The sequence below is a fragment of the Actinoplanes sp. NPDC048796 genome (genome assembly GCF_040650035.1).
Classification (GTDB): domain Bacteria; phylum Actinomycetota; class Actinomycetes; order Mycobacteriales; family Micromonosporaceae; genus Actinoplanes.
Genome location: NZ_JBEZGO010000003.1, coordinates 428,770 through 441,524, shown reverse-complemented (window position 1 = coordinate 441,524; position 12,755 = coordinate 428,770). Strand labels below are relative to the sequence as shown.

General features: G+C 67.4%; 12 protein-coding genes. 5 read left to right on the top strand and 7 right to left on the bottom strand.

Features of this window, described 5'->3' with window-relative positions:
- Positions 1–55: 55 nt before the first annotated feature.
- The 3 genes from hpt to folE all read left to right on the top strand — a co-directional run bounded on the left by hpt (position 56) and on the right by folE (position 3,582).
- The gene (gene hpt, locus AB0C26_RS15805; protein WP_360247285.1) at positions 56–631 is read left to right on the top strand and encodes a hypoxanthine phosphoribosyltransferase; all 576 of its coding nucleotides are present in this window, start codon (positions 56–58) and stop codon (positions 629–631) included.
- 291 nt (positions 632–922) lie between these two features.
- A complete protein-coding gene (gene ftsH / locus AB0C26_RS15800; protein WP_360247283.1) occupies positions 923–2,938 on the top strand; it encodes an ATP-dependent zinc metalloprotease FtsH in 2,016 nt (671 codons plus the stop codon).
- Positions 2,935–3,582 (top strand): GTP cyclohydrolase I FolE, encoded by a 648-nt coding sequence (folE, locus tag AB0C26_RS15795; RefSeq protein WP_360248261.1) that lies wholly within the window; start codon positions 2,935–2,937, stop codon positions 3,580–3,582. Before ftsH ends, folE begins: the two co-directional genes overlap by 4 nt.
- Here folE and AB0C26_RS15790 read toward each other — a convergent pair whose 3' ends face one another.
- Entirely contained in the window at positions 3,583–3,990 is a 408-nt protein-coding gene (locus AB0C26_RS15790) for a carboxymuconolactone decarboxylase family protein (protein WP_360247281.1), read from the bottom strand.
- A gap of 146 nt (positions 3,991–4,136) precedes the next feature.
- On the opposite strand from AB0C26_RS15790, the gene AB0C26_RS15785 reads away from it, so the two are divergent.
- Positions 4,137–4,592 carry a MarR family transcriptional regulator gene (locus AB0C26_RS15785; RefSeq protein WP_360247279.1) on the top strand — a complete coding sequence of 152 codons (456 nt, stop codon included), beginning with the start codon at positions 4,137–4,139 and terminating at the stop codon, positions 4,590–4,592.
- Here the strand turns inward: AB0C26_RS15785 and AB0C26_RS15780 are convergent.
- Both AB0C26_RS15780 and AB0C26_RS15775 read right to left on the bottom strand, forming a co-directional pair.
- Positions 4,585–5,262, bottom strand: a complete 678-nt coding sequence (locus tag AB0C26_RS15780) for a hypothetical protein (protein ID WP_360247277.1) — start codon at positions 5,260–5,262, stop codon at positions 4,585–4,587. The two genes, AB0C26_RS15785 and AB0C26_RS15780, sit on opposite strands and share 8 nt — an antisense overlap.
- Positions 5,259–7,688: an FtsK/SpoIIIE domain-containing protein gene (locus AB0C26_RS15775; protein ID WP_360247275.1), complete on the bottom strand. Its 2,430-nt coding sequence runs from the start codon at positions 7,686–7,688 to the stop codon at positions 5,259–5,261. The genes AB0C26_RS15780 and AB0C26_RS15775 overlap by 4 nt, the downstream gene beginning before the upstream one ends.
- 425 nt (positions 7,689–8,113) lie before the next feature.
- Between AB0C26_RS15775 and AB0C26_RS15770 the strand changes: the two genes are divergently transcribed.
- Positions 8,114–8,500, top strand: a complete 387-nt coding sequence (locus tag AB0C26_RS15770) for a hypothetical protein (RefSeq protein ID WP_360247273.1) — start codon at positions 8,114–8,116, stop codon at positions 8,498–8,500.
- A gap of 2 nt (positions 8,501–8,502) precedes the next feature.
- Here AB0C26_RS15770 and AB0C26_RS15765 read toward each other — a convergent pair whose 3' ends face one another.
- From AB0C26_RS15765 to AB0C26_RS15750, 4 genes are read right to left on the bottom strand one after another with little or no spacing between them, the layout of a single operon-like run.
- Positions 8,503–9,102, bottom strand: coding sequence for a hypothetical protein (locus AB0C26_RS15765; protein ID WP_360248259.1), 600 nt, complete (start codon positions 9,100–9,102; stop codon positions 8,503–8,505).
- Positions 9,102–10,214 carry a M23 family metallopeptidase gene (locus tag AB0C26_RS15760; RefSeq protein ID WP_360247271.1) on the bottom strand — a complete coding sequence of 371 codons (1,113 nt, stop codon included), beginning with the start codon at positions 10,212–10,214 and terminating at the stop codon, positions 9,102–9,104. The genes AB0C26_RS15765 and AB0C26_RS15760 overlap by 1 nt, the downstream gene beginning before the upstream one ends.
- Positions 10,211–10,756 (bottom strand): hypothetical protein, encoded by a 546-nt coding sequence (locus tag AB0C26_RS15755; RefSeq protein ID WP_360247269.1) that lies wholly within the window; start codon positions 10,754–10,756, stop codon positions 10,211–10,213. Before AB0C26_RS15755 ends, AB0C26_RS15760 begins: the two co-directional genes overlap by 4 nt.
- 4 nt (positions 10,757–10,760) lie before the next feature.
- Complete coding sequence (locus AB0C26_RS15750; RefSeq protein WP_360247267.1) at positions 10,761–12,755, bottom strand: MFS transporter; 1,995 nt, start codon at positions 12,753–12,755, stop codon at positions 10,761–10,763.

Here is a 12,755-nt window from a genome sequence, read left to right as displayed (position 1 = left end):
ACTTGATCGCCGCCCCGTGCGGCGGGCGGCAACCTTCATGCGGCACGCTGGTGCCATGGCTGATGGCTCCTGGTACGACGCCGACATCGACCACGTGATCATCTCTGAGGAGCAGATCCGGGAAAAGATCGACGAGTTGGCGAAGCAGGTCTCCGCGGACCACGCGGACGCGGAGGGCGGCATCCTGCTCGTCTGCGTGCTCAAGGGGGCGGTCATGTTCATGGCCGACTTCGCGCGGGCGCTCGGCCACCACGGGCCCTCCACCGAGATGGAGTTCATGGCGGTCTCCTCCTACGGGCAGGGCACCACGACCTCCGGGGTCGTGCGCATCCTCAAGGACCTGGACCGGGACATCACCGGCCGGCACGTGGTCGTGGTCGAGGACATCGTCGACTCCGGTCTCACGCTGTCGTGGCTGATGAAATACCTCCAGTCGCGCTCGGCCGCGAGCGTCGAGGTGGTCGCCCTGTTCCGTAAGCCGGATGCGGTCAAGGTCCAGGTCCCGGTGAAGTACGTGGGGTTCGACATCCCGAACGAGTTCGTCGTCGGTTACGGTCTGGACTTCGCCGAGCGCTACCGCGAGTTGCCGTACGTCGGTGTGCTGCGGCCCGAGGTCTACGCCCGTAGCTGAACCGTTTCTCAGCCTCTTCTCAGAAATCCGTCCTTATGGGCGGTTTTGCTCCGAAACCTCGCTGAACGGGCGGGGGCCGGGAGGTGTCCGGCCAGCGGGCTCACGGGTTCGCAACCGGCACCCACGGTGTACCGTCGAGTGACCGAAGGCGCGGTGTCACAAGCGCTGGAGGGCCGGGATGATTCACCGTCATCAGGCGGGGTATCGCTCCGGCAGCCGCCGTGGGCGGCACCGTTGAGGTGACCAGGACGCCGATCAGGAGGGTCCGGGCGCTTGGCGCCCGACAACAGTATGGAACGTACGCGTTTCTTCCGCCGCCCGGTGGTCTGGATCATTCTGGTGATCATCGGCGTGATTGCGCTGAGCTCGTTCTTCACCAGTGGTCCGAGCTACCAGCGCGTAGATACCTCGGTGGCGCTCGAGCGCCTCAATCAGCCCGGCATCAAGAAGGTCGTCCAGAAGGACAAGGAGCAGACGCTCCAGATCGACCTCGCCTCGCCGGAACGATTCGATGGCAAGACCACTGACAAAATCGAGACCCAGTACCCGTACGAGGTCACCCAGACGATCTGGAACGAGGTCAACGAGGCCAAGACCGCGGGCCGGATCACCGGCACGGTCGACGCCACGGTCTCGGGCGACAACATCCTCTTCAGTCTGCTGATCAACCTGCTGCCGATCGCCATCCTGGTGATCCTGCTGCTGCTGTTCATGTCGCAGATGCAGGGTGGCGGCTCGCGGGTGCTCAACTTCGGCAAGTCCAAGGCGAAGATGATCACCAAGGACACGCCGAAGACCACCTTCGCCGACGTCGCCGGCGCCGAGGAAGCGGTCCAGGAGCTCCACGAGATCAAGGACTTCCTCCAGAACCCGGCGAAGTACCAGGCCCTCGGCGCCAAGATCCCGAAGGGCGTGCTGCTGTTCGGCCCGCCCGGAACGGGTAAGACGCTGCTGGCCCGCGCGGTTGCCGGCGAGGCCGGTGTGCCGTTCTACTCGATCTCCGGTTCGGACTTCGTCGAGATGTTCGTCGGTGTCGGCGCCAGCCGTGTCCGCGACCTGTTCGAGCAGGCCAAGTCGAACGCGCCGGCGATCGTATTCGTCGACGAGATCGACGCGGTCGGCCGTCACCGCGGCGCCGGCATGGGCGGCGGTCACGACGAGCGCGAGCAGACGCTCAACCAGCTGCTCGTCGAGATGGACGGCTTCGACACCAAGGGCGGGGTCATCCTGATCGCGGCCACCAACCGGCCCGACATCCTCGACCCGGCGCTGCTGCGTCCCGGCCGTTTCGACAGGCAGATCGCCGTCGACAACCCGGACATGGAGGGCCGCAAGCAGATCCTCCGCGTGCACGCCAAGGGCAAGCCGTTCACGCCCGACGTCGACCTCGACTCGGTCGCCCGTCGTACGCCCGGCTTCTCCGGCGCCGACCTGGCCAACGTCATCAACGAGGCCGCGCTGCTGACCGCCCGTAACGAGAAGCGGGCGATCTCCAACGAGTTCCTCGAGGAGTCGATCGACCGGGTCATCGCCGGTCCCGAGCGGCGCACCCGGGCGATGAGCGACAACGAGAAGAAGATCACCGCCTACCACGAGGGTGGTCACGCGCTGGTGGCGTACGCGCTCCCGCACTCCGCCCCCGTGCACAAGGTGACGATCCTTCCGCGTGGCCGCTCGCTGGGTCACACGCTGGTGCTGCCGACCGAGGACAAGTACACGCAGACCCGCGCCGAGATGATCGACACCCTGGCCTACGCGCTGGGTGGCCGGGCCGCCGAGGAGCTCGTCTTCCACGAGCCCACCACCGGCGCCGGCAACGACATCGAGAAGGCGTCTGGCCTGGCCCGGGCCATGGTCACGCAGTACGGCATGAGCTCCAAGCTGGGCGCGGTCAAGTACGGCACGAGCGGCGACGAGCCGTTCATGGGCCGCAACATGGGCCACGAGCGGGACTACTCCGACTCGGTCGCGGCCGACATCGACGCCGAGGTGCGCGCGCTCATCGAGCTGGCGCACGACGAGGCGTGGGAGATCCTGGTCGAGTACCGCGACGTGCTCGACAGCATGGTCCTCGAGCTGATGGAGAAAGAGACCATCACCCGCGAGGACATGGACCGCATCTGTGCCCGGGTCGTCAAGCGCCCGCCGATGTCGCCGTTCAACGGCTTCGGCAAGCGCATGCCGTCCGAGGCGCCGCCGGTGCTCACCCCCGCCGAGCGCGAGAAGCTCAAGGCCCAGGCCGTGGCTGACGGCCAGGCTGCCATCGGTTCCAACCCGAACGGCAGCGCTCCGGAAAGCAGCAACTGATCAGCGACGACGACGCCCTCGACTATCTCGCCGCCCGCCTGGTCGACGGAAAGCTCACCGGTGCTCCGGTCGAGCAGTCCGTCGACCTCGGGCGGATCGAGAAGGCGGTCCGGGAAATCCTCATCGCGATCGGTGAGGACCCGGACCGGGACGGGCTGGAGCGCACCCCGGCCCGGGTCGCCCGCGCCTACGCCGAGCTCTTCGCCGGCCTGCGCGTCGACCCGGCCCAGGTTCTGAAGACCACCTTCGAGGCCGACCACGAAGAGCTGGTGCTGGTACGCGACATCGAAGTGATGAGCATGTGCGAGCACCACCTGCTCCCCTTCAAGGGCGTGGCCCACATCGGCTACGTCCCCGGCACGCACGGCCGGATCACCGGTCTCTCCAAGCTGGCCCGCCTGGTCGAGGTCTACGCCCGGCGCCCGCAGGTGCAGGAGCGCCTCACGTCGCAGATAGCCGATCTGCTGATGGAGAAGCTCGAATCCCGCGGCGCGATAGTCGTCCTCGAGTGCGAGCACCTGTGCATGGAGATGCGCGGCATCCGCAAGGTCGGCGCCCGCACTGTCACCTCGGCCGTCCGCGGCGCCTTCCAGACCGACGCCAAGATCCGGGCCGAGGCCATGGCCCTGATCAACGCGCGCTGATCAACGCGCGCCGACCATCCGGTTGGCCAGGGTCGACATCGTGTACGTCCCGATGCCCAGCACCACCTCGAGCGCGTTGCGCCGGGTGTAACCGGCCGCGAGGAAGCCGTCGACCGGAGTGTCCCCGGCCGTAGCGAGCACCTCCAGCGTGAAGACCCGCAGCGCCTCCAGCCGCGGGTCGGCCAAGGCACGCTGCTCCCGTAGCGCCGTGATGAGCTCCGAGGCGGCGTTCAGCTTCCGCAGCCGGCCGGTGTGCATGGCGAGGCAGATCCCGCAGTCGTTGCGGGCTGCGATGGTCATGACCACCACCTCCCGGGCGAGCGGGTCGAGCGTGCTCGCCTCGAAGAGGTGGCTGGCGTGCAGGAATCCGCCGAGCATCTCCGGTGACTCGGCGAGCCGTCCCACCACGGCCGGCAGGGGACCTGGAAGGGATTCCATCAAGGGCCGGGACGCGGGGGGAGCGGATTCGAGGGTGTGCTGAGCGAACATCGTGGACTCCCGTAGGATCGACAACGTGGTTGTCCAAACCGTAAACCAGGTTGTCGAGTTTGCCAATGGCTGAGGGCTACGAGCTGCCGCTGCTGCTGTTCGCCGGCTTCCGCACGCTGATCGACGAGCTGCACGCCGAACTGGCCCGGCGTGGCCACCCCGACGTGCGCCCCGCCTACGGCTTCGCCATGCAGGCGATCGGGTCACGCGGCGCCTCGGCCAGCGACATCGGGCGCCGCCTGGGCGTCTCCAAACAGGCCGCCGGCAAGACCGTCGACCGGCTGGCGGCGCTCGGCTACGTCGAACGGTTCGACGACCCGGCCGACGCCCGGCGCAAGCTGATCCGGCTCACCCCGCGCGGCCTCGACTCGCTGACCCAGTCGGCCGAGATCTTCGACCTGCTGCGGGCCCGCTGGGTCACCGAGCTGGGCGCCGAGCGGGTCGAGCTGATCGAATCGTCGCTGCGGACGGTCGTGTCCGGCCCGACCTTCCCGGTCGACGTGCCGGGTTGGTTCAGTTGAAGAACGACGCCAGCCCGACGCCCATGCACGTCAGCAGGACCGGGGTCAGGCAGGCGATCGCGCCGACGATCGGGGTGCGGTCGACGCTCTCCTGGCCGCCGCCCCACACGAAGCCGATCGTCGCCCAGCCCAGCCCGAACGCCACCAACGGCATGCTCAGGCCGCACAACAGGGCGTAGGTCGGCACCGAACCCGGCGAGGCCACCAGGTACAGCGCGATCTGCACGATCAGCACCACCACCGCGAACGGCCCGTACACCAGCAGGTTGCGCGTCCACGGCCGCCACGGCCGGCCCGGCGCCGGACCCGTCAGCAGGGCCTCAGCGGTCTCCGCGGTCCGGCGGGCCTGTTGCAGCGCGGCCAGGGCCGCGCCGGGACCGCCGGCCACGGCCTGAGCGGCCACGTCCAGGTCGGCCCGGGTCGGTCTGAGTTCGGTCACGGGTACGCCGAACTCCGCGCCCAGACGCGCTTCCTGGTGAGCGAGCTGGGATCGTACGGCCGAAAGCTCCTGACTCGCGGCCGTGGCCGCGGCCTGATGCTCGCCCGAGCTCGAGCTGGCCGCACGGCGAACCGCGTCGAGCCGTTGCGCGGCGGCCAGGTAGTCGGCCCACGGGCCCGGCGCCGGAGGGGTCGCCTGGGCCGGGATCGCGTTGGTCTGCTGGTCGGTCACGACTCCTCCCGGTCCGGCTCGAGGAAGGGCACGAGAGTCACCGTGCGGTCGGCGTGCCGGTCGTGCAGCAGAGCGCGGTTGGGGCGCGGCTGCCACTCCAGCGGCCGACCCACCATCGCCGCCACCTCGGCCGCGGGTACGTTCAGGAAGAGCAGGCCGGCGACGTCCTGCGCCTCGTCGCCCAGCCGGCGCGGATCACGCCACCAGGAGAGCAGATGCGCACCCTGGCCGGGCCCGTCCCGCAGCAGGTCCCGCAGGCCCGGCAAACCGTTGAGCGGCGTCGCGTCCATGCCGAAGACCACCCGGTAGCCCGGCCGGTTCGGGTCGAGCTCGGCGGCCAGACCGGCCGCGTCCACCATCACGACCTCCTGCCGATGCCCGATCTCGGCGGCGAGGGCCTCGGCGAGCCGGTCACCCTCGGCGACCAGCGAGGCGATGACAAACCGGGTGGTACGGGGTGGGTGGCAGGCCGCCACACTACGGGCGGCCGCGTCGAGCACCTCCGAGCCGGCCGCCTGCGTACCGAAAATGGCCAGATGGCGTCCCGGCGAGGCGTCCAGCGGGAACGCGGCGGTGGAGAGATTGACGTCGAGCGCCCGGCCGACCAGCGCGGTGGGCCGCACCGCACGCCCGGCCAGGGCGGCCCGGTAGGTGGGATCGTCGGCGAGATGCTGCGCCGCGTAGCCGGCGAAGACGCGCGGCGGCTGCGCCTCGGGATCACGGGCACCCCACAGCCGGTGCCGCAGGTCGCTGAGCAGTTCCTCGTCGGCGTGCGGGTCGGGGAAGCGGACCACCCGCTCATGACCGCGGGTCGCGCCGCGAGGACCGCCGAGGCCACCGGCCGTGTTGACCACGGCGGTACCCAGCGGCAGGCCGGCCGCGGAATCGTTGGCCGGCTCGAGAACGTCGCCGCCGCCGGGCAGGGCGATGCGCACCGGGAACTGGCCGAAGAAGTCCCGCGGGCCGTGCACCTGAACGTTCTGGCTGGCCAGGATCAGATGGATACCGCACGAACGGCCCCGGCGAGTCAGCGCGTCGAGCAGGGCGGCGGCCTCGGTCGCCACCGGGTCGGCGCTCGCGAGAAGCACCGGGAACTCGTCGATGACGCAGAGGACGCGCGGCAGCTTCTCCGCCTCCAGCTCCGAGAACTTGGACACGCCGGCCCGTTCGAAAGCCGCCGAGCGCCGGGTCAGCTCGGCGTCGAGCTCCCGAAGCACGGCCAGCCCGTACTCCCGGTCCGCCTCGACACCGACGGCCCGGGCGTGCGGCAGCCAGGTGCGGTCGCGGCGGGTCGGCACGAACTCGGCGAAGGTCACGCCCTCCTTGAAGTCGAGCAGGAAGAGCGAAAGCTCGGCCGGGCTGTACCGGGCGCCGAGCCCGTAGAGAACGTTCACCAGGAAGGCGGTCTTGCCGGCGCCGGAACGGCCGCCGACCATCCAGTGCGGAGTGAGATCGTTGAACCGTAGGACCAGCGGCGTCTCCCCGTCGTGGCCGACCACGGTGCTCAGCCCCTCGGCGGCATCACCGGCCCACAGCCGCTCACCCGGCTCGGGCAGCAGATCGGCGAGGGTGACATGCGAGGCGGCGGCCGAATGGGCGGCCAGCTCCCGGCAGACGGCCTCCACAAGATGAGGCGGCGGGTCCTCGTCGAGGAACACGGGGGCGTTCAGCCAGGAGACGCTGGGAATCGACCCGTAGGTGGCGCCGGGCGGATCACCGATGACGGCATAGGGATTACGGACGGAGACCATTGTCGTACGGGGTAGAGGCGCCTGAGTGGTCTCGGCGGTCAGCGGAGGCGGCGGCCACCCGGCCACAATGAGATGAAGCCCTGAATCGGGCCCCTGCTGAGCGAGCGCGGCGATCCGGCGCAGCTCCTCACCCTCGGTCAGCTCAGGCAGACTGGCGATGACAACAAGCATCATCCGGTCCCGGCGGCTCCGGCGCGGGGCGACCCCACGGCCCGGTCGCAGCCATTTCTCGGCCTCGGCGAGCACATCCCGCAGCCCCTGCCGGTCGGTGGCCGGAGGAGACATCAGCCCCGCATCCCGGAGCCCGGCAAAAGGCGCGAAAACCTCGCCGGCCCCGACCCCGTCGACGGCCCGCACCAGAAGAGACCCGGCCGGGGCGGCAGCGAGAAGGCGAACGAGCAGAGACCGCAGAAGACCGAAAACCCGGGAGTCGGTGGCGGTGGCGTCGACAGTGAGATGCCCGGTGCCGAGAAGAGGAACAAGGGCGGGAAACTGAGCGTCGTCAAGCGGCTGAGCGGCACCGAGCCGAACAAACTGAGGAGGATAGACGCCACCGAGCGGCGTGTTGAGCGACTGAGCCTCGAGCGGCGCCCCCAGCCACCCCGGCGCGAGGGCAGCCGCGGCAACCCGAAGCTCCTCGACAAGCCGATGCTGCTCGAGCGGATCGGGCGTCATCCCCCCGTCCCCATCGAGGACAGCCGTGGCGGCATCAGCCACAGCAGCCGCCTGCCGGTGCAAAGCGGCAGCCTGATGGACCCGCGAAGCCGGATCAGACACCGCTCTCACCTCCTGTGTGTGCGGATAAAACTTATCCCAGAGCAACCCAGCCATCGCGTTCCCGGTACACCGTCTCTGCCCGAGTCGCGAAGCTTGTGCCCCTGGGTAGCCAAGAGGGCGGTTACGGGTGACGAGGCACTACTGTCGTATGTGTGCAGTCGCAGGAGCCCTCAGCCGGAGCCACGCCGCCACCCGAGCCGCCAGCAGGGGGAGTCATACCCGAGCCCGCCGAGAAGCCCAAGAGCCCTCGCAACCCCCGCCGACGCTTGTGGCTAGCAATAGCCGTTGGTGTCGTCACCCTGCTCTGCCTGGGCGGCATAGGCGTGGCCGTCCTTCTCTACGACAAAGAAACAGAAATCGACCGCGCCTCCCCCGACCAAGTGACATCGAGTTTTATCCGTGGCTATCTGAATGACCGTAGTGACGACGAAGCGGCTCTCTACACATGCAAGAGTGGCGCCCGTCTTGAGGTCCTTGCGGCCCTTCGGGCAGAGATGGTCGAACGCGAGCGGAAGTTCGGTACCTCGGTCACCGCCACTTGGGAGTCCTTAACCGTATCGGGCGAAGGCCGCAGCAAGAAAGTGGAGGTTGATCTTCTTATTCAAGGTTCCGCCAATGGTAGGCAGGTAAGCAGTCGAACCGAATCGTGGTCGTTCAGCTTGCTTGACGAGGATGGATGGCGGGTATGCGCCGCCTCCAAGGTTGGGTGAATCTACTCGAGCCACAAAAGGTGAACGGGAACCTCTGCGGTCCGTGGGGCTCGACCGCTCCAAGCCCAGCGGTACCACTCCACTTCGTGAGCCACTCGGACGCAGACGTCGCCGTCATTATTGGTGTGCATTTCGGTGACGGCTCTGAGGTCGCGCTGTTCCTCGCCCGAGTCGAGCATCCGTACCACCCTCAGACCAGTGAGGCGAGCCGAATCTAAGGCCTTGATCGGTTCCCGTCGGGACGGCTCGTCGAGGGAGACCAACCTCGACGTCACATCCCCGGCAGTCGACGCCAGCCCGCTAATACCGTAATCCTCGACCCACACGCGTTCGACCGGAACCAAGGGCGCGAAGACCTCGGTCTGCTCGGACTCGGCGCGATACCACTCGCCCTCCTGCATGACCGGGATGTACGTCCGGCTGCCCTGCACGACCTTCTCGTCCGACCGCAGGTCCCCGCGCCACCCATGGCCGGGTAGCCCGATCAGGACGCGACGGCCCCGAAGCGATCCGCTCATAGCCGCGGGTGTGGGCACGATGGGGCGCGGCGTTTCCAGCGAGCCGTCGGGCATGGCAAAAGGGTCGGGCATCGGTCCGCCGATCATCCCGCACCTCCCAGCGGCGCTCCCTGCGTTCTCATGAACGTTACGGGGTCGATAGCGCCCGCGCTCGACCGGTCGTTGTTCAGGTGTACTTCGAAGTGCAGGTGAGGGCCTGAGGAGTTGCCGCTGGTGCCGACACGACCGATGATTTCGCCCGCCGTCACCTCTTGCCCCTCCTTCACGAATGGCCGTTGCACCATGTGGCAGTACCTTGTCATGACGTTCCCCGCGTGCTGGATCTCCACCATCCAGCCACACCCGCCCTTACCGGGGTAGCCGTCTTTGTTGCAGGTCTGACGTCCACTATGGTCTTCGTCGCATTTCACCTTCGAGACGACGCCGGTCGCCACAGCGGCAATCGGCGTGTACCGCCCGATGATTAGGTCCACGCCCTGGTGATTGGGGCGCGACGCGGTGCGGAAGCCAGATCCGACGACCGCGCTGAGCGGGATGGTCCAGCCGGACGCGGCAATCTGACCAGAGGCGGCGCAAACCATGGCGATCGAGCCACCCACCGCGTTCGCTGCGCCGTCAGCTAGTTGGTTCACGATCTGGGTCGCGAGTGGTTCGTGCTTGGCGTAAGCGTCGGGGTATGCGCTGATTTGCACCTTCTGTGCGGCCTCAGTAAGCGCTATCTGCTCCCAGTCGGGAACGGTCTTGAGCTTTTGGTAGAACTTTGTCGCCGCGTAGGCCGGGTCCATGACCTGTTTCGGCGATCCCCAGCCGGTGCTGGGCCGCTGCTGGAAAAGACCCAGCGAGTCGTGGTCGTTCCGTGCGCCGAGGTTGCCGAGATTAGTGAGATTCGATTCCTGCATGGCGGTCGCGATGGCGATGACCCAGGCCCGCGGAGGCATCTTCAGGTCAGCCCCCACGTTGATGATAATGGCCGCGTTGCGCATCTGAGTGGTGCCGTACGGCCGTATGCGCGGAAGCTTGGAATCAGGGTCGACCGGTCCACCCTTTCCGCAGCCCATGGCGAGGTTGAGCTTGCTGCCCTCGTCGGTGACCCCGCCGAACAGCAGCGCCGTGATACTGCCGCCACAGCACAGCAGAACAAGCGTTGCCCCCAAGGCGATGAGAAGAACGATTTTCCGTCGCCGCGGAATGCTCACGCCGAGTCCCAGTCAATGCCGTCTACGAGCCAGTGGCCGTCCTGGGAGATCAGCCGAAGGCTGAGCTTGCCCGAGTCCATGGTGACGATCGCTTTCACCACAGCGGCACTCACTGGCACAAGGCTCGGCCGCCCCACTACCCGATCGGCCGGCACACTGACCGGGTCTACGCCGGAGAGCTCGCTGGCGAGCTTTTTGGTGGCGTTCGGCAGCAACTGATCGTGCCAAGCCTTCGGTGTGATGTTCTGATGGTCGGCCCAGGCCGACGCGAAGGCATAAGCGACGGCCTCGGGCTGAGCCCGACCCGGACTGGTGGACGGGCGCGGTGGTGGCGCGGTGTCGATGACGCTGTCGTCCTCGGCCGGATCGACACTAATCGCGGGTGCGGGCGAGCCTGCGTCCAACGGCGGCTGCGACGAGCCCTCGCCGGCGAACAAGCGGCCGAGTGCCACAACCGCAAGCACAATAACCGCGATGACAATGGCGACGCCCCATCGCGACCGGAAGATCCGATTCAGGCCGAGTTCAAATGAGCGGGGCATGTAATCACTTCGCCTCGGAGCGCACCCGTGGGCTGACCGGCGGCACCGGCTCGGGCGTGCTAGTGCCGGTCTCCGGCCGGTAGATCGTGAAGGACGCGGGACGCTCAGGCTCGTCCGGCTCCGTCCAACTGGCGGCCGACTGGGCCCGGGAGGCGGTAGTGGCCTTTTCTCTCCTGCCGGTTTCGTTCCTCTCGGGCTGGGGTGCCTCAGCGACGTCTCGGACCGATTCGGTACCGTCCGGGCGCGTTGGACCGCCACTCCGCGTTCCGGAGCCGGCGGTCACTGGAGCAAGATCACCCCGGCTGGCCGCCGAATGAGCGGGGTCCTCGAGGCGAGCCTCCGGCCGTAGATTGCCTTGATCGACGTACACGGTGCGGCCGCCCTTGGTGATGACCTGACCTTTGTCTCCATCCGCAGCTTCGGTCTTCGCCGCTTCCCGCATGTCACGGAAGAAGTTTCGGGTCCAAGAGCCCGTGGCTATCGTGCGGGCCCCGTCCTTACCGCCGAGTTGCGTGACGCGGCGGTAAGGACGGAGAAGCAGCCAGCCTGCGACGCCACACAGCCAAACCAGCATGACTTGCAACCAACCGGGAAGACTTACCGTGCTCATGATCATGTCGACGGCGAAAAGGTAGATCGCGGCACCCGTGCCGAAGATGAGGATGTTGAACACTGCTGCCACGACGGCGTTACCGAGCCGCTTGATGCCCGCGCTCGCGGGTCGGAGAAGGCCGACAGTGCCGAGAATGGGTGCGGCAATCACCGCCCAACGGAATACAAGGAAGCCCAGTAGTACCAGAACCGAAGCCGTGAGGTCGAACATCGCGAACATGATTGCTGCCAGCATCGCGATGAAGCCGGCGCCGATGCGGTCGATGCCGTTGACGCCCTGCAGATAACCGTACGCTTCGGGGTCTTCCCTTTTGATTTGCTCGGCAACCCGTTTCCACTGCTCGTTCTTCGCCGCAATCGTGGGCTCCCGGTCAGCCGGGTTGGAGCGGAGACGCTGAGCATCGCTCCAGGACAGCGATCGCGCGTCGTAAAGCGCCATGCCGTACTTCTTCGCAGTCTCGCTGTCAGCGGAGCCGAGCAGGCCCCTCAACCAGTTGCGATAGAGCATCGTGTCGGTGACCGTGTCGCTGGCCCGGACGGCGGGCGGGCGGTTGTCATCGCATGCACCGGGCGTCGGATCGTCACACTGATTAGCTGGAGTGTCTTGGGCGCGTGGTCCGACCGCGTCATGGACGACGCTCAGAGTAGAAATGAGGCTTTGGTCCGCTATATTGGCGGACTTGACGGGCCAGGCGGCGATCGCTGTTACAGCGACCATTACGAGTATCGCCCAGCCTGCGGTGGTCGTCGCGGCGCCCATCTCAGCCTGGCGTGAGCGCCAGATCAGGTAGATACCGACGACGGCAAGAGTTATGACTCCGAAGACGCTGAAGACCTTCTCGTATACGGCCTTGGTGGCCTGGTCGACCAGCGGGTCAGCCCAGCCCCACATCGACGCCGGGTTCCAAGCCCTTTCGCGCAGAGCGTTCGATGCTCCGATGATTGCAGTGGCGATCATGAACTCGCCGTTGGCCACTGTCGTCTCGAACTTGTAGTCCGGATCGATGAGTGTCGACGCACAGCCACTGTCCAGGTCGTATGTTGTGTAGCTGTAACCCGCATAGCCGTACCTGCTGTAGATGCCCTGAGGTCCGGGCTTGGTCGACGATGCCGGACGCTCGGCGAACCATCCGGCGAGTCCCGAGTCGGGGGTGCTCGGCGTCGGTGGCTTCTGGCACTCAGCCGATTCTGAGATCTCGCCGGTGAGCCGGTCGACGCAGCCGGGGATGTCTCTTTGCCATTCCTCGACGCTGCAGGCGCCGCCTGGGGCCTTTGCTGGCAAGCCGGCCGGAGCGGCTGAGGCTGCCGGTGGGGCCACCGCCCAGACGATCGACGCTGTGACGATGACGAACATCGTCAGCAGCAGCGCCAATCCCCGCCGCACCAT